This window comes from Streptomyces sp. NPDC101393, from assembly GCF_044767385.1.
In the GTDB taxonomy this organism is placed as follows: Bacteria; Actinomycetota; Actinomycetes; order Streptomycetales; family Streptomycetaceae; genus Streptomyces.
Genome location: NZ_JBIWNU010000012.1, coordinates 1 through 25,502 on the forward strand (window position 1 = coordinate 1; position 25,502 = coordinate 25,502).

A 25,502-nucleotide genomic window follows, 5' to 3' on the forward strand; every position below is an offset into this window, starting at 1 on the left:
ATTCCTCGGTGACTCATAATCGAGTCCCGGTTCAAATTTCGGCATGCCGAAATCGTTCCCGATGAGGGGCCGTGCAGTAGTGGTGTGCCGCTGAAAGCGGCGGGATGGCTGCCTGGGGCCTGTCGGCTCCGTGGCAACTCGGAGCACACTACACGAGGGGTTGGGGTGCTTCAAACCCGTGCCGGGCCCGGGTTGTAGGGGTACTTTGACCTCATGAACACGCCTGCGCACGTACAGCAGTGGTGGCTCGCCTGACGGCGGCCGACCACCAGCGCATGCATGACCACGGCCGCCGCTTCGGCGGCCGTTCGCGTATCTCCCTCACGTAGCCGGCCGGCGAGGTCGGCGGTCCCGACGCAACGGCAGTACGGGAGAGAGTGATGGGCGAGATGGCGATGCCGCGGACGGCAGGGGCGAAGCGGATCTTCAGTGGGGTCAAGCCGACGGGGCATCTGACGCTGGGGAACTACCTCGGGGCGATGCGGCGGTGGGCCCGGGAGGACCAGCACCGGGCGGACGCGTTGTTCTGTGTGGTGGATCTGCACGCCTTGACCGTGGAGCACGATCCGGCGCGGGTGCGGCGGCTGTCCCGGCAGGCGGCGACGCTGCTGCTGGCCGCGGGGCTGGATCCGGAGCTCTGCACGGTGTTCGTGCAGAGCCATGTGGACGAGCACGCGCGGTTGTCGTACCTGATGGAGTGCACGGCTTCGGACGGCGAGATGCGGCGCATGATCCAGTACAAGGAGAAGGCCGCCGCCGAGCAGGCGCGGGGCGGGAGTGTGCGGCTGTCGCTGCTGACGTATCCCGCGCTGATGGCGGCGGACATCTTGGCGTACGGGACGCACGAGGTGCCCGTAGGGGAGGACCAGGCGCAGCATCTGGAGCTGACGCGGGATCTGGCGGTGCGGTTCAACCAGCGGTACGGGGCGACGTTCGTGGTGCCGAAGACGACGCATCCGCAGGTGGCGGCGCGGGTGATGGATCTGCAGGACCCGGCGTCGAAGATGGGGAAGTCGCATGGCCGGACCGCGGGGATCGTCTATTTGCTGGATGAGCCGGAGGTGGTGCGGAAGAAGGTGATGCGGGCCGTGACGGATGCCGGCAGCGATGTCGTGCACGACCGGGAGGAGCGGCCGGGAGTGGCGAATCTGCTGGATGTGCTGGCGGCCTGCACGGAGGGGGACCCGGTGGCGCTGGCCGGCGAGTACGACTCGTACGGGGCGTTGAAGAAGGACACGGCCGAGGCGGTGCTGGAGGTGCTGCGCCCGGTGCGGGAGCGGCACGCGGAACTGGCCGCCGCTCCGGAGTACGTCGATTCCGTGCTGCGGGAGGGGGCCGAGCGGGCCCGGGGGATGGCGCGGCCGCGGGTCGATGCGGCGTATCGGGCGGTGGGGTTGCTGCCGAAGGAGTGAGGCGCGGGTGAGGGCCGCCGTCGGGGCGGGGCGCGGCGGCGGCCCTTGTGCGGTGCGGGGGTGAGCGTCAGCCGTTGCCGGAGGCGAGTTCGCGGCTGCGGTCCCGGGCGGCTTCCAGCGCGGAGATCATGGCGGCGCGGACGCCGTGGTTCTCCAGTTCGCGGATGGCGTTGATGGTGGTGCCGGCCGGGGAGGTGACGTTCTCGCGGAGCTTGACCGGGTGTTCGCCGCTGTCGCGGAGCATGACGGCGGCGCCGATGGCGGCCTGCACGATGAGGTCGTGGGCCTTGTCGCGGGGCAGGCCGAGCAGGATGCCGGCGTCCGTCATGGCCTCGACGAGGAAGTAGAAGTACGCGGGGCCGGATCCGGAGAGTGCGGTGGCGGCGTCCTGCTGGGACTCCGGCACGCGCAGGGTCTTGCCGACGCCGGAGAAGATCTCCTCGGCGCGGGTGAGGTGGGCGCCGGTGGCGTGGGTGCCGGCGGAGATGACGGACATCGCCTCGTCGACGAGTGCGGGGGTGTTCGTCATGACGCGGACGACGGGGGTGCCGGCGGTCAGCTTGTCCTCGAAGAACGAGGTGGGGATGCCGGCCGCGCCGCTGATGATCAGGCGGTCGGCGGGGACGTGCGGCGCCAGCTCCGTCAGGAGGGTGCCCATGTCCTGGGGCTTGACCGTGAGGATCAGGGTGTCGGCGGCCTTGGCGGCCTCGGCGTTGCTGACCGCTTCGACGCCGTAGCGGGCGCGCAGTTGCTCGGCGCGCTCGGAGCGGCGGGCGGTGACCAGGAGGTCGGAGGGGGCCCAGCCTCCTCGGATCATGCCGCTCAACAGGGCTTCGCCGATTTTTCCGGTGCCGAGTACGGCGACCTTCTGGGTCATGCTGCGCTTCACCTCGCCGGTGGTGGTGATCGTGATGGTGGGGATGGTGGGGATGGTCGTGGTGGGGCGGGATCGGTTTGGTCCGCTGTCGTCATCCTTGCACCCGGCGGGCGTCGGGGGGCGGGGCGTTCCGAGGGACGGGACGGGTGAGGGGCCGCCGGGGCGTCAGGTCGTACGGCGGCGGAGGGTGGTGGCGCCGAGGACGAGGACGAGGAGGGCGCAGCCCGCGACGATGACGAGGTCGCGGAGGAAGTCGCCGGTGAGGTCGGTGTGCTGGAGGACCTGGTTCATGCCGTCGACGGCGTAGGACATCGGCAGGACGTCGGAGATCGCTTCGAGCACCGGCTGCATGGTGTCGCGCGGGGTGAACAGGCCGCAGAGCAGCAGCTGCGGCATCAGGACGGCGGGCATGAACTGGACGGCCTGGAATTCGGAGGAGGCGAAGGCCGAGACGAACAGGCCGAGGGCGGTGCCGAGGAGCGCGTCCAGGACGGCGACCAGGAGGAGCAGCCACGGCGAGCCGATGACGTCCAGGCCGAGGCCCCAGACGGACAGGCCGGTGGCGAGGGCGGACTGGGCGACCGCGAGCAGGCCGAAGGCGAGGGCGTAGCCGCTGATCAGGTCGGCCTTGCCGAGGGGCATGGCGAGGAGGCGTTCGAGGGTGCCGGAGGTGCGTTCGCGCAGCGTCGCGATGGAGGTCACCAGGAACATCGTGATCATCGGGAAGATGCCGAGGAGCGAGGCGCCGATGGTGTCGAAGGTGCTCGGGTGCGCGTCGAAGACGTAGCGGAGCAGCGCGATCATGACGCACGGGACGACGAGCATCAGCGCGATGGTGCGGGGGTCGTGGCGCAGCTGGCGCAGGACGCGGGCGGCGGTGGCCAGGGTGCGGGCCGCGGAGAGGGGTGCGGTGCCGGGGAGCTGGTCGGTGGTCACGGCGCGGGCTCCTTGGCGGGGGCGGCGGGTGCGGGGTCGGTTGTCGCGGGGTCGGCGGGTGCGGTGCCTGCTGGCGCGGGGTGCCCGGTTCCCGCCTTGGCCTCGTCGACGAGGCGGAGGAAGGCGTCCTCGACGGTGGGCGAGCCGGTCCGGTCGCGGAGCGCGCCGGGGGCGTCGTCGGCCAGGATCCGGCCCTCGCGCATCAGCAGCAGCCGGTGGCAGCGCTCGGCCTCGTCCATGACGTGGGAGGAGATGAGGAGGGTGGTGCCGCGGTCGGTGGCGAGGGTGTGGAAGAGGTTCCACAGGTCGCGGCGGAGTACGGGGTCGAGGCCGACGGTGGGTTCGTCGAGCACGAGGAGTTCCGGGGTACCGAGCAGGGCCACGGCGAGCGAGACCCGGCTGCGCTGGCCGCCGGAGAGGTTGCCGGCGAGGGCGTCGGCGTGGCGGGTGAGGTCGACGTCCTCGATGGCCCGGGTGACGCTGTCGCGGCGGGTGGCGCGGGCGGCCCGGCCGGGGTGCAGGACGGCGGCGAAGTAGTCGAGGTTCTGGCGGACGGTGAGGTCGTCGTAGACGGACGGGGCCTGGGTGACGTAGCCGATGCGGGGCCGCAGCCGGGGGTGGCCCGCGGGGAGGCCGAGGACGTCGAGGGTGCCGGTGACCTTGGCCTGAGTGCCGGCCACGGCCCGCATGAGGGTGGATTTGCCGCAGCCGGAGGGGCCGAGGAGGCCGGTGATCCGGCCGCGGGGGATGTCGAAGGCGAGGGCGTCCAGGACGGTGCGGTGGCCGCGGACGACGGTGAGGCCGTGGGCGTGGATCGCGGGGCCGGGGGGTGGTGCCGCGGCGTCCGGGGGTGGGGCCGCGGGTCCTCGAAGGGGGCCACAGTCGTAATTCATCATGCGATGAATAGTGCTCCGGGCGGGGTGGCGCGTCAAGCGGTACGGGGCGGTGGAGGCGCGTGACGGGCCGCGGCTCGCTCCGGCGGCCGCCGGAGTGATCGGAATTGATCATTCCTACTCAATGACTCCGCGTTCACACGACAGTTACACACCGAATTCCCCGCACCCGTGCCCCTCCTGGACACAATGGCGTTGAGTGTCCAACCTCGCCGGAAGGGGCGACGATGGCGAAGATCCGGGTCGGCGCGCTCTGCCGGTTCCTGTTGATCGTCGCGGCCGTCGTTCTGGCGCTCCCGGCCGCCGCCGCGCTGCCGGCCCTCGTCGAAAGGGCGCCCGCGTACGGCATGTCCGGCCCGGCCGCCTCGTCCGACGTCCCGCAGGCCCTGGACGCCACCGACCATCCGGAGTCCGCCGCCGACCGTTGCCAGCCGCGTCGCGGCGGGCGGTCCGCTCCCGTGGCGTCCGCGCCGACGCCACTCTCCACTCCTCTGTCGACCGCCTGTTCCGTACGGCCCGTGGGCGGGTCGGCGGTGACGGTGCCACCGGCCGCTCGGCAGGCCGTGCCTCTGTCGAGATCCGGCGAACTGCCCGTCCGGTACGGGGTGTTCCGCTGCTGAGGGAGGCCTAGCCGCAACTGGGTGCCGCACAGGGGCGCCGCAGAGGGCCGCAGCACAGGGTGCCGAACAGGGGCACCGCACAGGGGCGACGGTCCTCCGGGGCCCGGCTCTTTCGGGCCCTGGTCCTTCCGCGGGGTCCCGGTCCTTCCGGGCCTCGGTCCTTGGAGTCCTGCTCCCCTCCGGCCCCAGCCCTACGGGTCCAGCCCTTGAAGTTCAGCCCTTGAAGTCCAGCCCTTGGGGTCCAGCCCTGCGGCCCCGGTCCGCCCAGGTGCCGTCGGCGGCACGCCGCTCCCTCGGTGACGTCTGTCCACCCGTCCGTGACGCCCGACCGTTCATCTGCGACGCCCAACCGTCCCTCGGTGACGCCCGACCACCCGCCCGTGACGCCCGACCGTCCGTCCGTGCGCCTCGCTCGCCCTCGCCTCGCCGGCTTCGTCCGGCCTGCCTGGCCGTGAGCCGCGCACCTCTGCGTACGCGCACCTCGGTAGCCGCACCCCGCTCACACCGCATCCGCATCCGCATCCGCATCCGCTGGAGGCATCCCGCATGCAGAGGTTCCCCACTGTCCGACGCCGCTCGTCGTCCCCGACGTCCCGGAAAGGCCGGGACGGCAAGGGGGCCCCGCGGTCGCTCGCCGTCTGGCGGGCCGACGTCACCGCTTCGCTGGTCGTCTTTCTCGTCGCCGTCCCGCTGTGTGTAGGGGTGGCTGTCGCTTCCGGGGCGCCGGCCGAGTTGGGTCTGGTCACCGGCATCGTCGGCGGCCTGCTCACCGGACTGCTGCCCGGCAGCAGCCTCCAGGTCAGCGGCCCCGCCGCCGGTCTGACCGTGCTCGTCTACGAAGCCGTGCAGGAGTACGGGCTCGGCGCGCTGGGCGCGCTGGTGCTGGCGGCCGGGCTGCTCCAACTGGCCATGGGCGCCCTCAAGCTCGGACGCTGGTTCCGGGCGATTTCCGCCGCCGTGGTTCAGGGCATGCTCGCCGGAATCGGGCTGGTGCTGATCGCCGGTCAGCTGTACGCGCTCGCGGACGCCGAGTCGCCGGGCAGCGGCCTGGCCAACCTCGGCGGGCTGCCGGATCTGGCGGTCGCCACCGCCGGATCGGGTCCGGCGCTGACGGCCCTGGCCGTCGGGGTGGGGACAGTGCTGGTGCTGATGGTGTGGCCGCGTCTGCGCCGGGCGGCCCGGGTGCTGCCCGCGCCGCTGGTGGCGGTGGCGCTGGCGACGCTGGCGGTGTTCGTGCTGGATCTGCCGGTGGCGCGGGTCGAGGTGCAGGGCCTGCTGGAGGCCGTACAGCCGCCGGGCGGCGACGACTTCGCGCGGCTGGCGGAGGCCGGGGCGCTGGTCGGCACGCTGGGCACGGTGCTCGCGTTCACGTTGATCGCGTCGGCGGAGTCGCTGTTCAGCGCCGCCGCCGTGGACCGGCTGCACGACGGGCCGCGGACCCAGTACGACAAGGAGTTGATGGCGCAGGGCGCGGGCAACACGGTCTGCGGGTTGCTCGGTGCGCTGCCGATGACCGCGGTGATCGTGCGCAGCGCGGCGAATGTGCAGGCCGGGGCGCGGACCAAGGCCTCCCGGGTGCTGCACGGGGTGTGGCTGCTGCTCTTCGCCGCGGCGTTCCCGGCGGCGCTCGGTGTGGTGCCGGTCGCGGCGCTGGCCGGTGTACTGGTGCACGCGGGCTGGAAGTTGCTGCCTGTGAAGCAGTGGCGGCCGCTGTGGCGGGACCACCGGGGCGAGGCGGTGGTGCTGGCGGCGACGGCGGTGGCGATCGTGGCCACCAACATGTTTGAGGGGGTGCTGCTGGGGCTGTTGATGGCTGTCGCCAAGTCGGCGTGGGAGACCTCCCACGTGCACCTGGAGATCGTGGGGCCGCCCGGGGTGGTCGGCGGGACGCAGGGCCCGAGCGGTCCGGGCAGGTCGGACGGGCTGGAGGCGCTGGAGAGGCTCGGCAGCCCCGAGTGGCCGGGGGCGTCCACGCCCGCACCCGCGACGGCACAAGGAACCGCAGCCGCAGCCGCGCCCGCTCCCGTGACCACCGCCCCGCTCCCCCCGATCCGCGTACGGGCCGTCGGCCACGCCACCTTTCTGCGACTGCCCAAGCTGCTGGACCAGTTGGAGGCGCTGCCCCGTGACCGGGCGATCGAGCTCGACCTCTCCGGGCTGCGGCATCTCGACCACGCCTGCGCGGCCGCGCTCGGCAGCTGGGCGGAACAGCGCCGCCGTAGTGGAGAGGTCATCGAAGCGAGCGAAACCAGCCATGGTCACAGTGCCCACCACGGCACCACCCACCGCACCCGCCAGCGCCCTGATCACCCCTCCTGACCCCGCACCTGAGCACCCGGCACATCCGCAGCCGGTGTCCGTGGTGCCCTGTATCCGCAGGAGAACGGCGTTGCTGAGGAAATGACCGTAGGGTCGGGGAGCTTGTGATCACCGACCCTTTGGAGTGCTGTGAACCGCCGGCCCCTCCGCTCCTGCGGTGCGACCGCCGCCCTGTCCGTCGCCCTGTTGCTGTCCTCCTGCACGAGCGGGACCGTCAAGGGGGCGGCGGGCAAGGGCGGGGTGGGCGATCCGCTGTTCCCTGCGCTCGGCAACGGCGGCTATCAGGTCACCCACTACGGGCTCGATCTCGACTACGACGTACGGAAGAAGCATCTGGACGCGAGCGCCGCGATCACCGCGAAGGCCACGCAGGACCTGCGGTCCTTCCAGCTGGATCTGCAGGGGCTGAAGGTGTCCGCGGTCCGGGTCGACGGCGAGGACGCCGCGTTCACGCGCAAGGGGCACAAGCTCACGGTCCAACCGGCCTCGGCGCTGCGGAAGGGCGCGCAGTTCCGCACCACCGTCGAGTACTCCGGTACGCCGCTGGAGATCACGGATCCGGACGGATCCCACGAGGGGTGGGTCAAGACGCCGGACGGGGCGTTCGTGGCCGGGGAGCCGGCCGGCGCGATGACGTGGTTCCCGGGCAACAACCACCCCGGCGACAAGGCCGCGTACGACTTCCGGATCACCGTGCCGAAGAGCTACACCGCCGTCGCCAACGGCGAGTTGCGGGCCACGAAGAACGACAAGAAGCACTCCACCTTCGAGTGGCACAACGCCGAGCCGATGGCCAGTTATCTGGCCACCGCCACCATCGGGCGCTTCCAGGTCCAGACGTCCCGTACGCCCGACGGGCTGCCGCTGTATGTGGCGGTGGATCCGGCGGTGGCCGGGGCGAGCAAGGAGGCGTTGGACCAGCTGCCGGAGATCATGAAGTGGGAGCGCGGGCTGTTCGGCGCGTACCCCTTCTCCTCCGCGGGCGCGATCGTCGACAACACTCCTGAGCGGATCGACTGGATCGCGCTGGAGACCCAGACCAAGCCGGTCTACGCCGGGGCGCCGGACGCGGCGACGGTGGTGCACGAGATGGCCCACCAGTGGTTCGGCGACTCCGTCACCCCGGCCACCTGGGAGGACGCCTGGCTCAACGAGAGCTTCGCGACCTACGCGGAGTGGCTGTGGGAGGAGCGGGAGGGCGGCCGCACGCCCCAGGAGCAGTTCGACGAGATGTACGACGAGGAGGAGGCGGACGCGAAGCGCTGGGACTTCCCGCCGGGCGATCCGGGCAAGCCGCAGAACGTGACCGACGATCCCGTCTACGAGCGCGGCGCGATGCTGCTCCAGCAGCTGCGGCTGGCCGTCGGCGACAAGACCTTCTTCTCGATCCTCAAGGAGTGGCCGGCCGAGCACCGCCATGCGAACGCCGACGCCGAGGACTTCATCGCCTTCTGCGAGGAGCGTACGGACGAGGATCTGACGGATCTCTTCGACGACTGGCTGTACGGGGAGGGCCGGCCGGACTGGGAGTACTGAGCCGGCGGGGCAGCGCCCTGCCGGCGACAGCGGCTGTCGCTCCGGCAGCGCCTACCGCTCCGCCAGCGGGGCCGGGGCTTCCTGGAGGACCCAGCCGTTGCCGTCGGGGTCGGCGAAGAAGGCGAAGGAGTTCCAGGTTTCCCCGGTCCCCTCCTCCCAGCCCGCGGGCCCGACGTGCTGAACGGGGCTGATGTCGACGCCGCGGCCCGAGAGTTCGGCGTGCGCGGCGGCGATGTCGGTCACGCAGATCTGGATGCCGCGAAGGCTGCCGGGCTTCATCTCCGACTGGCCCGGCGCCGGGGGCAGGCCCTGTGACAGCGCGATCGAGCACCGCGAGCCCGGGGGTGTGAGCTGCACGATGCGGATGCCCGGCGCCACCTCGGTGTCGAGGTCGACGGGGAAGCCGCATCGGTCGGCGTAGAACTCTTTGGCCCGGTCGACATCGACGACGGGGACGGGGACGATCTCGATCGTGAAGTCCATGGTGCCGCCTTCTCCTCATCCTGCGCCGGCCTGATCCGGGCTGCTGCGCCGTACGCAAGAAGACTGTGCCAGGGCCCTCTGACAATTTCTGGGCACCGTGCCGGTGGCGTTCCGGGGAGACGCCCCGCACACGGCGGGCACCTCGCACACCGCAGGCAGGGGCGGGCACGGGCAGGCACGGCCGGCGTCAGCCGCGCTTCTTCCCCCTCTGCTGCCGACCCTGCGGCCGACCCTGCGACCGGTTCTGCGACCCGCCCTGCGGCCGGTTCTTCTTGGCCGCCGGGTTGCCGGTGCGGGCGCCGCGGCGGCGCTCGTGGCGTTCGCGGGCCGTCGCGTATTCGGCGCGGCGCAGCTTCTCGCCGGGGGCCTCCACGAGGCTGCGGCAGAAGTAGGCGAGGAGCGAGCCGATGAAGCCGATCAGCATCAGGCTCTGCGCGGACTTGTCGGCCGCGCTCTCGGCGGCCGGGTCGGGGCGGCGGGTGAAGCCGTCCCAGGTGCGGCGGAAGGCGAGGGCGCTGCAGATGGCGAAGCCGACGACGACGAGGACACCGACGAACGCGCCCACATCGGCCACCTCCAGCCCCTGGAAGGCGAACCGCAGCACGACCGCGCCGGCCGCGGCGAGCGCGAGGGAGCCGATCGCGACACCGGCCCGGCGCAGGGCGTAGCCGCCGTCGTGCCGGACCCAGGTGGTGCCGAAGAACCGGATCTCCTCCGGTTCGGGACCGCCCTGCCCCGCCGCGCCCCGCCCCGCGCCGTTCCGCTCCGGGCCGCCGGGCGTCGTCTGCTCATCGCTCATGCTGACGATTATCCCCGGCGGCGCGGGCGGACCGGCCGATGCTCAGCTCGTGCAGCGCGGCGCGACCAGGCCGCTGCTGCCCGTCCGGACGTAGGCGTCGGAGACGTACTGACCGGGGCCGATGCAGTCCCAGAGGTCGGTGGTGCCGTACGGGCCGCTGCACCGCTCGCCGCGCCGCTGGCAGTGGATGTCGACCCGCGAGCCCGGGGACAGCTGCCGGACGACCGGACTGCTGGTGTCGGGCCGCTTGCGGACGTTGACGTAGTAGCCGGGCGCGATGGCGTACGTGCGGCGGACGCCGAGCGGCTCGACGGTCGGCTCGGCGCCCGCCGGGCCCGCCAGATGTCCCAGGGTCTCCAGGCTGTCCGGGCCCGGCAGCGCCGGAGCCGGGTGGTCCTGCTGGTCCTGTGTGCTCATTTCGTACTCCCCCGTGGAAATGGTGCGCATGGAATGGCGCCCGGTGAAAGGGCGCCTCGCACGGGACTCCCGGGCCCCGCAACTCGCAGGCTAGCAAGCGGCGTTCATCTCTTCCGTGCTATCGACTAGGCTCCGCGCGTCGCAGCTGCGACCGAATGGCACGGGGAATGACACGGGGGTGGAACGATGCCGCCGCTGCGTAATTCCGGGGTGGACCCGGAAGCGGAGCGTCCGGAATACGCCGGGAAATATCGCCTGGAAGCGCGTCTGGGCGCCGGCGGTATGGGCGTGGTCCATCTTGCGCGTTCGTCGTCCGGACTGCTGCTCGCGGTCAAGGTCATCCATGCCGAATTCGCTCAGGACCCGGAATTCCGTGGGCGTTTCCGGCAGGAGGTGGCGGCCGCGCGGCGGGTCAGCGGGGCCTTCACCGCCCCTGTCGTGGACGCCGACCCGGACGCCGTACGGCCCTGGATGGCCACCCTCCACATTCCCGGTCCGACCCTCTCCGATCATGTGAAGCGGAAGGGGCCGCTGGCGCCCGCAGAAGTCCGCAGGCTGGCTTCCGGTCTCGCCGAGGCGTTGCGTGACATTCACCGGGCGGGGGTCGTGCACCGCGACCTCAAGCCGGGAAATGTGCTGCTGGCCGCCGACGGGCCGAAAGTTATCGATTTCGGTATTTCCCGCCCGTCGGACAGCGAAATGCGCACGGAGACGGGCAAGTTGATCGGGACGCCGCCGTTCATGGCGCCCGAGCAGTTCCAGCGGCCGCGCGAGGTGGGTCCGGCCGCGGACATATTCGCGCTGGGTTCGGTGCTGGTGCACGCCGCGACCGGAAGCGGGCCCTTCGATTCGGACAGCCCGTATGTCGTCGCCTATCAGGTGGTGCATGACGAGGCCGATCTGGCGGGTGTGCCCGAGGAGTTGGCGCCGCTCATCGAGCGCTGCCTGGCGAAGGACCCGGCGGACCGGCCGACCCCGGACGCCCTGATGGAGCAGCTGCACACCGACCTCCCCACCGAGGTGCACGACGCGACCGACGCGCTGTACGGGGACGCGCCGAACGCCCTCGCGCCGGATGCGCCGCTACCGGACTCTCGAATTCCGGACGCCCGGATACCGAGCCAGCGGCAGCCGGGCCAACGCCCGCCGCTCCGCGCCGAGTCCGCACCGCCGCGCGCCGAGTCCACCCACATCCGGGCCGTCCCGCCCGCCGACCGCCCGCCCGAGGCGGATCCCTCCGGCGGACGGCCGGGGACGCAGGGGCCCGGCGCCAGAAGCGCCACGGCCGGGACGGCACGGCCGGAGCACGGTCCCCGCCGTCCCCGCCGTCCCCGGCGGCGCCGCTTGGCCCTCTGGGCGGCGGTGGCTCTGGTGATCACCGGCGCGGGGACCCTCGCGGGTGTCCGCGCCCTGTCCTCCCCCGCACCCGACGAGGACCCCGCGCTGCAGACCCGCCCGTCGCGCCCCGCCGACGACACCTTCCGCCCCTGGCGTACGACGCTGGTCGAGCGGCCCGCGGGCTACCGCGCCGAGATGCCCTTCTGCACGACGGGGACGTCCGGCGAAGCGGGCAAGCCCTCCGCCGTCACCGGCGCGCCCACCGGCGCCGTCTTCTGCGTCCAGTCCGGGCTGCGCGCCGCCCGCGTCGACCCGGACAGCGGCCGGGTGGCGTGGCGCCGGGCGGCCGGCCCCGCCACCAAGTCCGACTCGCCGCCCACGACCCCGGTGCTGTCCGGCGGCCTGCTGTACGTCTTCTCCCCCGACGGCAAGCGGCTGGAGGCGCTCGACCCCTCCGCCGACGGGAAGGGGGCCACCCGCTGGACCAAGGACATCTCCGCCTACGAGGGCGGCACCACGATCGTCGGGGACCGCATCCTGCTGGCCACCGGGGACGGTACGGTCACCGCCCTCGACAGCCGGACCCACCGGGAGCGCTGGCACAAGCGCTTCCCCGGCCACCGGCTGGCGTCCTTCTCCTCCCCCGGGAACGCCTCCCCCGGGGCCACCTCCAAGGGCGCCTCCTCCGGGGGCGACCGCACCGCCTATGCCGCCGAGACCGCGGTCGACGGCAGCGGCACCCAGGTCACCGCCATCGACCCGAAGGACGGCCGGATCCGCTGGGCGCGGCGGCTCCCCGGCAACCTCACCGCCACCGGAACCAGCCCCTCCGGCGCGCTCTACCTCACCGCCACCGACCCGACGTACACCTCCAGCACCACGGCCGTGGTCCGCTACGACCCCGCCACCAAACGCACCCGCCGCTTCCCCCTCGCGGCCCCGCTCGACAGCGCCGCCGCGGTCGTACGGGGCGAGACGGTCTATCTCCTGGCCGAGGGCGGCGCGCTCCAGGCCGTCGGGGACCGCACCTGGGACGTGGAGACGTCGGTGAGCCGCGGTTCGGCCCCGGTGGTGGACGGCGACCGGCTGTATTTCACCGCGGCCGATGGGCGGCTGCTCGCCGTCGACACCCGCTCGGGCGCCCAGCTCGGACAGACCCGGCCGCGGCTGGCGGCCGACCGGCACAACGGCTTCCTGGAGACGCTGCCCGCACCGCTGGTGGACGCGCGGCACGGCCGCATCTACGCGGCGGCGCCCGACGGCACGGTGTTCGCGGCGCCGACGAAGGACCCGGCCGGCTGGTGAGGGCGGGCCGGCCGGTGCGGACCGGCCGGCCCCACCGCGTGGCACCGGCAGGCACACGCCTCGCGCCGGACCCCCGGGACCACGACGCTCCCCGCCGCGCCCTTGTCGCACTTCGCGTGCGTGCCGATGTGACAGGCCGGCGAGACGTACGCGGCCGCCCGCCCGGTCACCCCCACTCAGGCCACCACCGACCGGGGCACCCGGGGGCCGTCACCGGGCCGGACGTACACGCCGTGAATCACGGCCGGCCCCGCGTCGAACCCGCGTAACGCCATGTCCAGCACCCAGCGCCGCTCCGCCTGCGCCCGCCGCTCCGCCCCGTCCGGCCACGCGCCCGCGCCCGTCCAGTGGGCCATATACGGGCGTACGGGGCTCGGCTCGTCCAGGAACGGCACCGCCTCGGCCGCGTCACGCGCGTACGGGCTGCGGTGCGGCGGCAGCGGGCGGTGGGCGTGACGGGTACGCCGGGGCTCGGGGGCGGGGGCCGCTTCCGGCGCCCGGCGCACGCGATGCCTCCCGTACGCCGGGAAGACCCGGGCGAGCAGCCCCCGTACGAAGCGCGCGGTCACCGGTCCGCCTCCCCGGCCGCGCGCCTCAGCACCGCGATGAGCTTGTGCGTGGTGTCGAGGTTGCAGCGGCCCAACTCGATGAGCGCGCGGGGCTGCTCGTAGCGGTAGGACGCCACATCGACGCACAGTGACGGCAGGGTGATGCCCGCCGCCTTGAGCACGCCGGCCAGTTCCTCGCAGGCCACCTCGGCCTCCGTGGTTCGTTCGCTGGTCATGCTGCCGCTCCTGTCTGCCGTTCCACTGAATCGATCACCGGACCTCAACTACTGTGCGTGTTCCGGGCATTACGAGGATGCACCCGCGAGAGGGGATAAATGCCTCTGACGGGCCGTAATTCCACGCCCGGGGCCGTTAGTTCCACACCTTCCACGGAGGAGGGCGCCATGCCCCCGAGGCGAGCGGTCACCGGCCGCAGCCAGGAGCCACGCCAACGATTCGCGGAGGAGCTGCGATTACTCCGCGCGCAGAAGGGGGACAGCCTGCGGCAGCTCGGCGAGATCCTGGGCTGGGACTCGTCCCTGTTCGGCAAGATGGAGAAGGCGCAGACCCTGGGCAGCCCCGAGGTCGTCCAGGCGCTGGACCAGCACTACGGGACGCGGGGGCTGCTGCTGACCCTCTGGGAGCTGGCGGCGGGGGATCCTACGCAGTTCCGCGAGCGATACCGGCGGTACATGACCTTGGAAGCCGAAGCGGTCAGCTTGTGGCACTACGCGGTGAGCGTCCTCCCGGGCCTGCTTCAGACCGAGGGCTACGCCCGCGACCTGCTTACCGTCGGAGGCATCAGCGGGGAAGATCTGACGCGACAGGTTGAAGCTCGCATAGGTCGCAGGGAGTTGCTGGAGGGCGTCGAGGCGCCCCAATTCCGTTCCATCTTGTCGGAGACCGTGCTGCGCACGCCGTTGGGAGATGCCGAGCAGTGGCACAAGCAGCTTGAGCACTTGCTGGACATGGGGGAGCGAAGGAACATCGTGGTTCAAGTCGTGCGGCACGACGTAGGACTCCATGCGCTGACGAACACGCACACCATGTTCTTGCGCCTCCCGGACGGCCTCACCAGGGCATGGGTAGAAACCGGTTATTCGGGCGAGCTTGTCGAAGAAACAGCAGCCGCTGAACGCTTGCAGCTCAGCTACGATCTGGTCCGTGACCTAGCCCTTTCCCCGGCCGAATCGCGGAAGTTCATCAGGCAGATGTTGGAGGAAGTGTCATGCGAGCCATCGACCTGAGTACCGTCACCTGGCGCAAGAGCAGCTACAGCAACCAGGACGGCGGCGAGTGCATCGAGGTCTCCGACGACTTCCTGGCCACCGCCACCTGGCGCAAGTCCAGCTACAGCAACCCCGACGGCGGCCAGTGCATCGAGGTCTCCGACGACTTCACGGCCCTCGTCCCGGTCCGTGACAGCAAGGACCCCCACGGCCCCGCCCTCGTCTTCGAGGCGTCGGTCTGGTCGTCCTTCGTCACCGCCGTGAAGGGCAGCGCACTGCCCGGCATCTGACGCATCGATCGCGCGGAAAGGCCCCCGTCGTACGACGGGGGCCTTCGCGTTGCGCTGCTGCTGCCGGGCCGGGCTCAGCCGAGCTTGCTCACGTCCCGGACCGCGCCCTTGTCCGCGCTGGTGGCCATCGCCGCGTACGCGCGCAGCGCCTGCGAGACCTTGCGCTCGCGGTTCTTCGGCGCGTAGACGCCGCCGAGGGCCTCCCGGCGGGCGGCCAGCGTCGCGTCGTCCACGAGGAGTTCGATGCCGCGGTTGGGGATGTCGATGCGGATGCGGTCGCCGTCCTCGACGAGGGCGATGGTGCCGCCGGCCGCCGCCTCGGGCGAGGCGTGGCCGATGGACAGGCCGGACGTGCCGCCGGAGAAGCGGCCGTCGGTGACCAGCGCGCAGGCCTTGCCCAGTCCGCGGCCCTTCAGGAAGGACGTCGGGTAGAGCATCTCCTGCATGCCGGGGCCGCCCTTGGGGCCCTCGTAGCGGATGACGACGACGTCGCCTTCCTTGACCTGCTTCTTGAGGATCTTGTCGACGGCCTCTTCCTGCGACTCGCAGACCACGGCCGGGCCCTCGAACGTCCAGATGGACTCGTCGACGCCCGCCGTCTTCACGACGCAGCCGTCCTCGGCGATGTTGCCCTTGAGGACCGCCAGGCCACCGTCGACGGAGTACGCGTGCGCCAGGTCGCGGATGCAGCCGCCCTCGGCGTCCGTGTCCAGGCTCGCCCAGCGCTCGGACTGCGAGAAGGCGGTCGCGGAGCGCTTGCAGCCGGGGGCGGCGTGCCACAGCTCGACGGCCTCGGCGGACGGCGAGCCGCCGCGCACGTCCCAGGTCTTGAGCCACTCGTCCATCGAGGCGCTGTGCACGGTGTGCACGTCCTCGTGGAGCATCCCGCCGCGCCACAGCTCACCGAGGATGGCGGGGATGCCGCCGGCCCGGTGGATGTCCTCCATGTAGTACGTGCCGCCCGGCGCGACGTTCGGCGCGACCTTCGCCAGGCAGGGCACCCGGCGCGAGACGGCGTTGATGTCGTCCAGGTCGAAGTTCAGACCGGCTTCCTGGGCGGCGGCGAGCAGGTGCAGGATCGTGTTCGTCGAGCCGCCCATCGCGATGTCCAGGGCCATGGCGTTCTCGAAGGCGGCACGGGTGCCGATGTTGCGCGGCAGGACGGTCTCGTCGTCCTGGTCGTAGTGCCGCTTGGTGATCTCGACGACCGTGCGGCCGGCGTTCTCGTACAGCGCCTTGCGGGCGGTGTGGGTGGCCAGCACGGAGCCGTTGCCGGGGAGGGCGAGACCGATGGCTTCGGCGAGGCAGTTCATCGAGTTGGCGGTGAACATGCCCGAACAGGAGCCGCAGGTCGGGCAGGCGTTCTCCTCGATGCGGAGGATGTCCTCGTCCGAGATCTTGTCGTTGACGGCGTCCGAGATCGCGTCGACCAGGTCGAGGCTGCGGACGGTGCCGTCGACGAGGGTGGCCTTGCCGGCCTCCATCGGGCCGCCGGAGACGAAGACGGTGGGGATGTTCAGACGCATCGCGGCCATCAGCATGCCGGGCGTGATCTTGTCGCAGTTGGAGATGCAGATCAGCGCGTCCGCGCAGTGCGCCTCGACCATGTACTCGACGGAGTCGGCGATCAGGTCGCGGGAGGGCAGGCTGTAGAGCATGCCGCCGTGGCCCATGGCGATGCCGTCGTCGACCGCGATGGTGTTGAACTCGCGGGCGATGCCCCCGGCCTCGTGGATCGCCTCGGAGACGATCCGGCCGACCGGCTGGAGGTGGGTGTGGCCCGGCACGAACTCGGTGAAGCTGTTGGCGACGGCGATGATCGGCTTGCCGAAGTCCTCGCGCGCTACGCCGGAAGCCTGCATAAGGGCTCGGGCGCCGGCCATGTTGCGGCCATGGGTAACGGTGCGGGACCTCAGATCAGGCACGATGGTCACTCCCTCGGGATGCGTACGTACGACCACCTCGCCGGGACCCGGCCTCGCCGCGTACCGGTGGCGTCGCATATCAGCTGTCAGCTGTCCTATATCAGCTGAGACCGAGATTACGCTCTTGATCCAAGATCCGGACAGCGCCTCCGCAATGTGAGACGCGTGACCGGAGTGCGGACACCCTGCCGGCCCCGTCAGGGCGCTACGTCCTCGGTATCGCCGCTGGTCAGGGCTGGGTCAGATACCTCTGAAGGGTCGGGGCGACCATCGCGATGATCTCCTCCGGATCCGCCGAGGCGACCGGTTCCATCTTGATCAGGTAGCGCAGCATCGCGATCCCGATCAGGTGGCTCGCGGCCAGCTGCACCCGGAACTCGGGGTCGGGCACCGTCAGCTCGCCGGCCACCCGCTGGAGCAGCCGCCGCTCGATCAGCTTGCGCAGCACGGTCGCCGCGGTGTCGTTGGTCAGCGCCGAGCGCATGACCGCCAGCAGCGGCTGCCGGCTGACCGGGTTCTCCCAGACGCCGAACAGGAAACGGGCCATCCGCTCACCCACCTCGCCGCCGCCCGAGAGCGCCTCCGGCATGGTCAGCGCGGGCGCGAAGGTCAGCTCGATCGCCGCCTCGAAGACCTGCTCCTTGGTCCCGAAGTAGTGGTGCACCAGCGCCGCGTCCACCCCGGCGGCCTTGCCGATCCCGCGCACCGACGTCTTGTCGTAGCCGCGTTCGGCGAATTCCGTACGGGCCGCGGCGAGAATCCGCTCCCGGGTGCCGGGGCCCTCGGCGCTCTCGGCACGGGCCGGGCGGCCGCGGCGGCGCGGGGCCGGGGTGCCGCCGGGCGGACCGGGCGGTGACGTCACGAGCCCGGGACCCACGTCGGGGAGGCGAGGTGCAGCCGGGTGAAGGCCAGCGCCTCGGCGAGGTCGGCCTCGCGTTCGGCGGCGGACATCGCCCGCCGGGTATTGACCTCGACCACCACATGGCCGTCGAAGCCGGTGGCGGCCAGCCGCTCCAGCAGATCGGCGCAGGGCTGGCTGCCGCGCCCCGGCACCAGATGCTCGTCCTTGGCGGAGCCGTTGCCGTCGGCGAGGTGCACATGCGCCAGCCGGTCGCCCATCCGGTCCACCATCTCCAGCGCGTCGTTGCGCGCCGTGGCGGTGTGCGAGAGGTCGACGGTGAAGTGGCGGTAGTCGTCGGTGGTCGGGTCCCAGTCCGGGGCGTACGCCAGCATCTCGCGGTCGCGGTAGCGCCACGGATACATGTTCTCGACCGCGAACTTCACGTCCGTCTCGTGTTCCATCCGCCACACGCCCCGCACGAACTCCTTGGCGTAGCCGCGCTGCCAGCGGAACGGCGGGTGCACCACGACCGTGGAGGCACCCAGCTTCTCGGCGGCGTTCCGGGCCCGCTGGAGCTTGACCCAGGGGTCGGTGGACCAGACCCGCTGGGTGATCAGCAGGCAGGGCGCGTGCACGGCGAGCACCGGCACGCCGTGGTAGTCCGAGAGGCGGCGCAGCGCCTCGATGTCCTGACTGACCGGGTCGGTCCACACCATGACCTCGACGCCGTCGTAGCCCAGGCGCGCGGCGATCTCGAAGGCCGTCGCCGTCGACTCCGGATAGACCGAGGCCGTGGACAGGGCGACCTTCGCATCCGGGATGCGCACCACTGGCTCTGTCACGAGGGACAGCGTACGGGCCGTGACTGTGCGAGCGGCAGGAGGCCGACTCGCGGAGCGGACGCGTGGCCGCCCGCCGCCCGGCGAACCTCCCGCCTACGGAGCCGGCAGGTGGTCCAGCCGCCGCAGGATGACGCCCTCACGCAGCGCCCACGGGCAGATGTCGAGCGACTCGACCCCGAACAGATCCATCGCCGCCTCGGCGACCAGCGCCCCGGCCAGCAGCTGGCGGGAACGGCCCTCCGACACACCGGGCAGCCCGGCCCGCTCCTCGGCGGACATCTCGGCCAGCTTCGGCACCCACTCCTCCAACGCCTTGCGGTTCAGCTCCCGCTGGACGTACAGGCCCTCGGCGGAGCGGGCGGCGCCCGCGATCCGGGCCAGCTGCTTGAAGGTCTTGGAGGTGCCCACGACATGGTCCGGCGTTCCGAAGCGGGTGAAATCGCTCACCACCCGGGCGATCTCGGCCCGAACCCGGCGGCGCAGCGCCCGCACGTCGTCGTACTGCGGCGGGTCGCCGGGCAGATCGCTGCCGGTCAGACGGCCGGCGCCGAGCGGCAGCGAGACCGCGGCGTCCGGGTCCTCGTCGAGGCCGTACGCGATCTCCAGGGAGCCGCCGCCGATGTCCAGCACCAGCAGGCGGCCCGCGGACCAGCCCAGCCAGCGGCGGGCGGCGAGAAAGGTGAGCCGCGCCTCGTCCTCGCCGGACAGCACCCGCAGCTCGACGCCGGTCTCCCGGGCGACCCGGCGCAGCACGTCCTCGCCGTTGGCGGCCTCCCGGATCGCGGAGGTGGCGAAGGGCAGGACGTCCTCGACGCCCTTGTCCTCGGCGACCTGGATCCCTTCGTGCAGGGTCGCGACCAGCCGCTCGACGCCCGCGTCGCTTATGGTGCCGTCGGCGTCGAGGAGTTCGGCCAGCCGCAGCTCCGCCTTGTGCGAATAGGCGGGCAGCGGGCGTGCGCCGGGGTGGGCATCCACCACCAGGAGATGCACCGTATTCGAACCCACATCGAGGACACCGAGTCTCATACGGCAAAACCTACTGCCGCGGACGGGATCGCTTGTCAGCCGCCTTAGTCTTGAGACGTGGCTAAGACGAAAAAGGCGAAGCAGGATAAATCCCTGAAGAAGGAAGAAAAGCGGCGGTCCCAGAAGGTGACGGGGACGAAGCCCGGGGACGGGGCCACGGCTGACGAGGTCGGCCTCGACTTCGCCCGCGCCTGGGTCACCTTCCCCGACCCGGCCGCCGACGAGCAGCTCTTCCGCTGCGACCTGACCTGGCTGACCTCCCGCTGGACGTGCATCTTCGGCAGCGGGTGCCAGGGCATCCAGGCCGGGCGCGCGGACGACGGCTGCTGCACGCTCGGCGCGCACTTCTCCGACGAGGACGACGAGAAGCGGGTGGCCAAGAGTGTGGCCCGTCTCACCCCCGACCTGTGGCAGTTCCACGACGTCGGCACGGAGACCGGCTGGGTCCAGGAGGACGAGGACGGCGAGCGGCAGACCCGCCGCTGGGAGGGCTCCTGCATCTTCCAGAACCGCCCCGGCTTCGAGGCCGGCGCCGGCTGCTCGCTGCACATCCTCGCGCTGCGCGAGGGCCGCGAGCCGCTGGAGACCAAGCCGGACGTCTGCTGGCAGCTGCCGGTGCGGCGCACCTACGACTGGATCGACCGGCCGGACGACACCCAGATCCTCCAGGTCACGATCGGCGAGTACGACCGGCGCGGCTGGGGCTCGGGCGGCCACGACCTGCACTGGTGGTGCACCTCGGCGACCTCGGCACACGGCGCGGGCGACCCGGTGTACGTCAGTTACGCGCCGGAGCTGACCGAGCTGATGGGCAAGGAGGCCTACGCCCAGCTCGTGGAGCTGTGCGAGGAGCGGCTGGCGACGCTGCTGCCGATGGCGCCGCACCCGGCGGACCCGCGGAAGCAGCCGAAGACGGAGACGCAGGACGTGAAGTACAAGCAGGACACGGCGCAGTAGCGGCGGAGCGGCTCGCGCCTCGCCCCGCGCGAAGCGTCAAGACCGTGGGGCGGGCGCCCGCGGCCCGGGACTCAGTGCGAGGGCTGCGTGGTGTTCGACGGGCCCGGGGTCCCCGGCGGGCCGGTCTCCGTCGGGGTCGGGGTGGGCGTCGGATCCGTCGGGGTCGGCGTGGGATCCGGCGGGGTGGGCGTCGGAGTCGGGTGCGTCGGAGTCGGCGTCGGGTCCGCGGGCGAGGGATGGCTCGGGCCCGGATGGGGGTCACTCGCGCCGTAGCCCTCCAGGGTCACCGAGGTGCCGCCGGGGTCGATGGCGATCCGGCTGCGCCAGTGGCCCGCGGGCTCCCGGTCGTGGTCGACATAGACCGTGATCCGCGCCGACTGCCCCGGCTGCAACGTGCCCGCCGTGTGGTTCATCTGCAGCCAGGCGGCGCCGGCCGACGCACGCCAGCGGACCGGCGCACCGCCCGAGGCGCTGATCGTGATGACGGTGGTGCCGCCGTCGGGCTGCGCGGTGACGGTCAGCCGTCCCGGCCCCGAACCCGCCCGGCTCGGCTCGCCCGGCCGCAGCGGGGTGCCGTCCGCGCTGACCACCTCGACCGACACATCGGGGGTGCCCTCACCGGCCGAGAAGCCCGGCTGCGGCGTCGTCCGGGCATTGCCGGCGTTCTCGTACGGACGGCCGCCCAGGCGGGCGTCGTCGTGGGACTCGTTGGCCGTCACGGACGTCGCGCCCTCGGTCTCGCCCGTCGACGGGGCGCCGCGGTACGCCGCCCACAGGGCCAGCACCGGCGCGGCCAGCACCGTCGCCACGACGGTGGTCGTCAGCGCCCGGCTGCGCAGCTTGCGACGGCGCGCGGCCCGGTCGGTGGGGCCGCCCACGGGGAATCCGCTGCGGTCGTAGCGAGGAGAACCGTTTGCCCCGCTCGCCCGGCCACCGCGCCCGCCGCCCGCTCCGGCTCCCGCGCCCGCCACCCCCACCGCACGGCCGGACCGGGACGTCCGGGCCGCCGCCAGCGCGTCGGACACCGCCTCGCGGGGTGCCGTGACCAGGGGGAGGGTGCCGCGGGCGGCCGGGGCCGTGCCCGGCCACGGGCCGACGGCGGTGGCACGCTCGGCGGTCAGCCGGCACTCGGCGCAGTCGTCGACATGGCGCACCAACTCCCGCCGCAGCGCCGCGCCCAGCAGCATCTGGGTGTCGCCGCCCAGCTGCGCGACATCGGGGCAACGGCCGAACTCGACGACGGCCAGCGCCGCGCGGGTCCGCTCCACCTCGCAGGAGGCGGCGGCGAGCAGCGCGCGGGTGGCGACCGGCTCGGCTCCCAGCACCGCGGCGACCTCGTCGGCCGGGAGGTGATGGCGCTCGGACAGCTCCAGCGCCTCCCGCTGCTCGGGGGTGGTCCCGGCGGCCTCCGGCCAGGCCAGCGCGGCGAGTTCACGCCGCCGCTCCTCGGCCTCGGGGCCGCTGCCGGTGGCGGGATCCGGTCCGGTCCGCTCGGCGAGCCGGCGCAGACAGGCCCAGCGGGCGAGGGCGTAGAGCCAGGGGCGGTAGAGGTCGGCGTGCGGACGCCGGCTGTGCTGCCGCTCGGCGAGCGCGAGGGTCTCGCCGAGGACGGCGGTCGCCGCGTCGTGATCGCACAGGACGGACAGGCAGTACGTGAACAGCCCGTCCAGATACGGCTCGTGGCGGCGGTCGCCGCGCTCCTGACGGCCGGCGCGGTCCTGGCCGTCGGCGCGGTCCTGGCTGCCGGCGCGGTCCTGGCTGCCGCCGCGGTCCTGGCCGTCCGTACGCTGCGGCGGGCCGGGGTGGCGGCCCCGGTCGGCGGCGTGCTCTGCGGGGTCGGTCCGGCCGGGCCGCTCGGAGGGCTGCGGCCGGCCCCGGCGCGGGGCGCCGGAGCGCGATCGGTGTGCGCCGGTGGCGTGCGTGGGGTGCTCGGGCCTGCTGCTCATCACCCGGCGACGGTAGGCGGATGATGCAGCCGCTCTCGCTCCCCTTGGACGGTTTTAACCCTTACGGGTGACCATCTCCCTCGAAAGAGGACACCGCGCCCCCATCCCACCGCCCGGCGTACGCCCCACGCTCCCCCCGGTTGGCGCAACGGACCCACCACGCGACGGCCACGGCGCAGCCCGGACCGCCCCGGACCGGATTGTCGGACCCCGCCGTTACGGTGACCCCATGGCAACCCGTAAAACGTCGGCCAAGGAGCGCCCCTCCTATCGCTGCACCGAGTGCGGCTGGACCACCGCGAAGTGGCTCGGCCGCTGTCCCGAATGCCAGGCGTGGGGCACGGTCGAGGAGTTCGGCGGCGCCCCCGCGGTGCGGACCACCGCGCCCGGCCGGGTCACCACCGCCGCGCTGCCCATCGGCCAGGTCGACGGCAAAGTGGCCACCGCCCGCTCCACCGGCGTGCCCGAGCTGGACCGCGTGCTGGGCGGCGGCCTCGTCCCCGGCGCCGTCGCGCTGCTCGCGGGCGAGCCGGGCGTCGGCAAGTCCACCCTGCTGCTGGACGTCGCCGCCAAGGCCGCGTCCGACCGGCACCGCACGCTGTATGTGACGGGCGAGGAGTCCGCGAGCCAGGTGCGGCTGCGCGCCGACCGCATCGGCGCCATCGACGACCACCTCTATCTGGCGGCCGAGACCGACCTCTCCGCCGTCCTCGGCCATCTGGACACCGTCAAGCCCTCGCTGCTCATCCTGGACTCGGTGCAGACCGTCGCCTCCCCCGAGATCGACGGTGCGCCGGGCGGTATGGCCCAGGTCCGGGAGGTCGCCGGGGCGCTGATCCGGGCGTCCAAGGACCGCGCGATGTCCACCCTCCTGGTCGGCCATGTCACCAAGGACGGCGCCATCGCGGGCCCCCGTCTGCTGGAGCATCTCGTCGATGTCGTCCTCAGCTTCGAGGGCGACCGGCACGCCCGGCTGCGGCTGGTCCGCGGCGTCAAGAACCGCTACGGCACCACCGACGAGGTCGGCTGCTTCGAGCTGCACGACGAAGGCATCACCGGCCTCACCGACCCCTCGGGCCTCTTCCTGACCCGCCGCGCCGAGCCGGTGCCCGGCACCTGCCTGACGGTGACCCTGGAGGGCCGCCGCCCGCTCGTCGCCGAGGTCCAGGCGCTGACCGTCGACTCCCAGATCCCCTCCCCGCGGCGTACGACCTCCGGTCTGGAGACCTCCCGGGTCTCGATGATGCTGGCCGTGCTGGAGCAGCGCGGCCGGATCAGCGCCCTGGGCAAGCGCGACATCTACAGCGCGACGGTCGGCGGGGTGAAGCTCACCGAGCCCGCCGCGGACCTCGCCGTGGCCCTCGCGCTGGCCAGCGCCGCGAGCGACACCCCGCTGCCGAAGAACCTCGTCGCCATCGGCGAAGTGGGCCTCGCGGGCGAGGTCAGACGCGTCACAGGAGTGCAGCGCAGACTGTCGGAGGCCGCCCGGCTCGGCTTCACCCACGCCCTCGTCCCGACCGACCCCGGAAAGATCCCCGACGGTATGCGGGTGTTGGAGGTCGCCGACGTCGGGGCGGCGCTGAGCGTCCTTCCCAAGCGGGTGCGGCGGGAGGCCCCACAGGAAGAGGACCGACGCCGGTAGACTTTGCCCTGGTCTCGCCCGTCACCACAGTCTTGCCTGTGCCGCGTACGCTCCGCTGGTACGGGCAACGGCATGGGCCGGGCGGCCTGCGGACCGACAGACCTTCCGACGGAGGAGTGCAGTGGCAGCCAACGACCGGGCATCGTCTCCCGGCAGGTCCGGTGGGAGCTCCCGCACCGAGGGTCTGATGCGCGCGACGCTGAGCGCCGTCGCGCCCGGTACGGCCCTGCGCGACGGCCTGGAGCGCATCCTCCGCGGCAACACCGGCGGACTGATCGTGCTGGGCTTCGACAAGACCGTCGAGACCATGTGTACCGGCGGCTTCGTGCTGGACGTGGAGTTCACCGCGACCCGGCTGCGCGAGCTGTGCAAGCTCGACGGTGCGCTGGTGCTCGACAAGGACATCACGAAGATCATGCGGGCCGGTGTGCAGCTGGTCCCGGACGCCTCCATCCCCACGGAGGAGACCGGCACCCGCCACCGCACCGCGCAGCGCGTCTCCATCCAGGCCGGTTTCCCGGTCGTCTCCGTCAGCCAGTCCATGCGCCTGATCGCCCTCTACGTCGACGGCGAGCGCCGCGTCCTGGAGGAGTCCGCGGCGATCCTCTCCCGCGCCAATCAGGCACTGGCCACCCTGGAGCGCTACAAACTCCGCCTCGACGAGGTCGCCGGCACCCTCTCCGCCCTGGAGATCGAGGACTTGGTGACGGTCCGCGATGTCACCGCCGTCGCCCAGCGCCTGGAGATGGTCCGCCGGATCGCCACCGAGATCGCCGAGTACGTCGTCGAACTCGGCACGGACGGCCGCCTGCTCACCCTCCAGCTCGACGAACTCATCGCCGGCGTAGAGCCGGAGCGCGAACTGGTCGTGCGCGACTACGTCCCCGAGCCGACCGCCAAGCGCTCCCGCACGGTCGTCGAAGCGCTCTCCGAGCTGGACGCCCTCACCCACACCGAACTCCTCGAACTCCCCATCGTCGCCCGCGCGTTGGGCTACACCGGATCGCCCGAGACCCTCGACTCCGCGGTCTCCCCCCGGGGCTTCCGCCTGCTGGCGAAGGTTCCCCGGCTGCCCGGCACGGTCATCGACCGTCTCGTCGACCACTTCGGCGGTCTGCAGAAGCTGCTCGCCGCGAGCGTCGACGACCTCCAGGCGGTCGACGGCGTCGGCGAGGCGCGCGCCCGTTCGGTGCGCGAGGGCCTCTCGCGGCTGGCGGAGTCGTCGATCCTGGAGCGGTACGTCTAGCGGGACGTCCAGCGGTACGCCTGGCGGCACGTCGGGCCGCGCGTCCGGCGTCCGGCCGTACGCCCTGGGCCCGCA

At 72.4% G+C, this 25,502-nt stretch carries 23 protein-coding genes; 10 read left to right on the forward strand and 13 right to left on the reverse strand.

Translation table 11 applies throughout. The features are described 5' to 3' along the window. Positions 1–389: 389 nt before the first annotated feature. Positions 390–1,412 carry a tryptophan--tRNA ligase gene (gene trpS / locus ACIRQ7_RS32115; protein WP_404266262.1) on the forward strand — a complete coding sequence of 341 codons (1,023 nt, stop codon included), beginning with the start codon at positions 390–392 and terminating at the stop codon, positions 1,410–1,412. A gap of 67 nt (positions 1,413–1,479) precedes the next feature. On the opposite strand, the gene proC is transcribed toward trpS, so the two are convergent. The 3 genes from proC to ACIRQ7_RS32130 form a co-directional block, all read right to left on the reverse strand. Then, positions 1,480–2,289, reverse strand: a complete 810-nt coding sequence (gene proC / locus ACIRQ7_RS32120) for a pyrroline-5-carboxylate reductase (RefSeq protein ID WP_404266127.1) — start codon at positions 2,287–2,289, stop codon at positions 1,480–1,482. Between the two features lie 165 nt (positions 2,290–2,454). Beyond that, the gene (locus ACIRQ7_RS32125) at positions 2,455–3,225 is read right to left on the reverse strand and encodes an ABC transporter permease (RefSeq protein ID WP_404266128.1); all 771 of its coding nucleotides are present in this window, start codon (positions 3,223–3,225) and stop codon (positions 2,455–2,457) included. Continuing rightward, the gene (locus ACIRQ7_RS32130) at positions 3,222–4,121 is read right to left on the reverse strand and encodes an ABC transporter ATP-binding protein (RefSeq protein ID WP_404266129.1); all 900 of its coding nucleotides are present in this window, start codon (positions 4,119–4,121) and stop codon (positions 3,222–3,224) included. The genes ACIRQ7_RS32125 and ACIRQ7_RS32130 overlap by 4 nt, the downstream gene beginning before the upstream one ends. Positions 4,122–4,345: 224 nt before the next feature. Between ACIRQ7_RS32130 and ACIRQ7_RS32135 the strand changes: the two genes are divergently transcribed. From ACIRQ7_RS32135 to ACIRQ7_RS32145, 3 genes are all read left to right on the forward strand, one after another. Then, the gene (locus ACIRQ7_RS32135) at positions 4,346–4,738 is read left to right on the forward strand and encodes a hypothetical protein (RefSeq protein WP_404266130.1); all 393 of its coding nucleotides are present in this window, start codon (positions 4,346–4,348) and stop codon (positions 4,736–4,738) included. Positions 4,739–5,284: 546 nt separating this feature from the next. Next, the gene (locus tag ACIRQ7_RS32140; RefSeq protein ID WP_404266131.1) at positions 5,285–7,057 is read left to right on the forward strand and encodes a SulP family inorganic anion transporter; all 1,773 of its coding nucleotides are present in this window, start codon (positions 5,285–5,287) and stop codon (positions 7,055–7,057) included. A gap of 129 nt (positions 7,058–7,186) precedes the next feature. Further along, positions 7,187–8,593 (forward strand): M1 family metallopeptidase, encoded by a 1,407-nt coding sequence (locus tag ACIRQ7_RS32145; RefSeq protein ID WP_404266132.1) that lies wholly within the window; start codon positions 7,187–7,189, stop codon positions 8,591–8,593. A gap of 51 nt (positions 8,594–8,644) precedes the next feature. Here the strand turns inward: ACIRQ7_RS32145 and ACIRQ7_RS32150 are convergent, their stop codons facing one another. The 3 genes from ACIRQ7_RS32150 to ACIRQ7_RS32160 all read right to left on the reverse strand — a co-directional run bounded on the left by ACIRQ7_RS32150 (position 8,645) and on the right by ACIRQ7_RS32160 (position 10,292). Beyond that, positions 8,645–9,076 carry a VOC family protein gene (locus ACIRQ7_RS32150; protein WP_404266133.1) on the reverse strand — a complete coding sequence of 144 codons (432 nt, stop codon included), beginning with the start codon at positions 9,074–9,076 and terminating at the stop codon, positions 8,645–8,647. Between the two features lie 187 nt (positions 9,077–9,263). Next, entirely contained in the window at positions 9,264–9,875 is a 612-nt protein-coding gene (locus ACIRQ7_RS32155; protein ID WP_404266134.1) for a hypothetical protein, read from the reverse strand. 42 nt (positions 9,876–9,917) lie between these two features. Beyond that, on the reverse strand, positions 9,918–10,292 hold the full coding sequence (locus tag ACIRQ7_RS32160; protein ID WP_404266135.1) for a peptidase: 375 nt from the start codon (positions 10,290–10,292) through the stop codon (positions 9,918–9,920). 186 nt (positions 10,293–10,478) lie between these two features. Here ACIRQ7_RS32160 and ACIRQ7_RS32165 point away from each other — a divergent pair, with 186 nt between their 5' ends. Next, on the forward strand, positions 10,479–12,935 hold the full coding sequence (locus ACIRQ7_RS32165) for a PQQ-binding-like beta-propeller repeat protein (protein ID WP_404266136.1): 2,457 nt from the start codon (positions 10,479–10,481) through the stop codon (positions 12,933–12,935). A gap of 176 nt (positions 12,936–13,111) precedes the next feature. On the opposite strand, the gene ACIRQ7_RS32170 is transcribed toward ACIRQ7_RS32165, so the two are convergent. After that, positions 13,112–13,504 carry a hypothetical protein gene (locus ACIRQ7_RS32170; RefSeq protein ID WP_404266137.1) on the reverse strand — a complete coding sequence of 131 codons (393 nt, stop codon included), beginning with the start codon at positions 13,502–13,504 and terminating at the stop codon, positions 13,112–13,114. After that, positions 13,501–13,719, reverse strand: a complete 219-nt coding sequence (locus ACIRQ7_RS32175) for a hypothetical protein (RefSeq protein WP_404266138.1) — start codon at positions 13,717–13,719, stop codon at positions 13,501–13,503. Before ACIRQ7_RS32175 ends, ACIRQ7_RS32170 begins: the two co-directional genes overlap by 4 nt. Before the next feature lie 168 nt (positions 13,720–13,887). Here ACIRQ7_RS32175 and ACIRQ7_RS32180 point away from each other — a divergent pair, with 168 nt between their 5' ends. Both ACIRQ7_RS32180 and ACIRQ7_RS32185 read left to right on the forward strand, forming a co-directional pair. Continuing rightward, positions 13,888–14,730: a helix-turn-helix domain-containing protein gene (locus tag ACIRQ7_RS32180; protein WP_404266139.1), complete on the forward strand. Its 843-nt coding sequence runs from the start codon at positions 13,888–13,890 to the stop codon at positions 14,728–14,730. Then, positions 14,712–15,002 (forward strand): DUF397 domain-containing protein, encoded by a 291-nt coding sequence (locus ACIRQ7_RS32185; RefSeq protein ID WP_404266140.1) that lies wholly within the window; start codon positions 14,712–14,714, stop codon positions 15,000–15,002. The genes ACIRQ7_RS32180 and ACIRQ7_RS32185 overlap by 19 nt, the downstream gene beginning before the upstream one ends. A gap of 74 nt (positions 15,003–15,076) precedes the next feature. On the opposite strand, the gene ilvD is transcribed toward ACIRQ7_RS32185, so the two are convergent. The 4 genes from ilvD to ACIRQ7_RS32205 form a co-directional block, all read right to left on the reverse strand. After that, positions 15,077–16,927 (reverse strand): dihydroxy-acid dehydratase, encoded by a 1,851-nt coding sequence (ilvD, locus tag ACIRQ7_RS32190; protein ID WP_404266141.1) that lies wholly within the window; start codon positions 16,925–16,927, stop codon positions 15,077–15,079. A gap of 229 nt (positions 16,928–17,156) precedes the next feature. Beyond that, positions 17,157–17,789 (reverse strand): TetR family transcriptional regulator, encoded by a 633-nt coding sequence (locus ACIRQ7_RS32195; RefSeq protein WP_404266142.1) that lies wholly within the window; start codon positions 17,787–17,789, stop codon positions 17,157–17,159. Then, positions 17,786–18,610: a sugar phosphate isomerase/epimerase family protein gene (locus ACIRQ7_RS32200; RefSeq protein ID WP_404266143.1), complete on the reverse strand. Its 825-nt coding sequence runs from the start codon at positions 18,608–18,610 to the stop codon at positions 17,786–17,788. The genes ACIRQ7_RS32195 and ACIRQ7_RS32200 overlap by 4 nt, the downstream gene beginning before the upstream one ends. Before the next feature lie 93 nt (positions 18,611–18,703). Beyond that, positions 18,704–19,636 carry a Ppx/GppA family phosphatase gene (locus tag ACIRQ7_RS32205; protein WP_404266144.1) on the reverse strand — a complete coding sequence of 311 codons (933 nt, stop codon included), beginning with the start codon at positions 19,634–19,636 and terminating at the stop codon, positions 18,704–18,706. A 57-nt stretch (positions 19,637–19,693) separates the two neighbouring features. Here ACIRQ7_RS32205 and ACIRQ7_RS32210 point away from each other — a divergent pair, with 57 nt between their 5' ends. Beyond that, positions 19,694–20,593 (forward strand): hypothetical protein, encoded by a 900-nt coding sequence (locus tag ACIRQ7_RS32210; RefSeq protein ID WP_404266145.1) that lies wholly within the window; start codon positions 19,694–19,696, stop codon positions 20,591–20,593. 71 nt (positions 20,594–20,664) lie between these two features. Here ACIRQ7_RS32210 and ACIRQ7_RS32215 read toward each other — a convergent pair whose 3' ends face one another. Beyond that, entirely contained in the window at positions 20,665–22,539 is a 1,875-nt protein-coding gene (locus tag ACIRQ7_RS32215) for a sigma-70 family RNA polymerase sigma factor (protein ID WP_404266146.1), read from the reverse strand. 229 nt (positions 22,540–22,768) lie between these two features. Between ACIRQ7_RS32215 and radA the strand changes: the two genes are divergently transcribed. Further along, on the forward strand, positions 22,769–24,181 hold the full coding sequence (radA, locus tag ACIRQ7_RS32220) for a DNA repair protein RadA (protein WP_401465769.1): 1,413 nt from the start codon (positions 22,769–22,771) through the stop codon (positions 24,179–24,181). Positions 24,182–24,302: 121 nt separating this feature from the next. Next, a complete protein-coding gene (disA, locus tag ACIRQ7_RS32225) occupies positions 24,303–25,427 on the forward strand; it encodes a DNA integrity scanning diadenylate cyclase DisA (RefSeq protein WP_401465766.1) in 1,125 nt (374 codons plus the stop codon). The last annotated feature ends 75 nt before the right edge of the window (positions 25,428–25,502 follow it).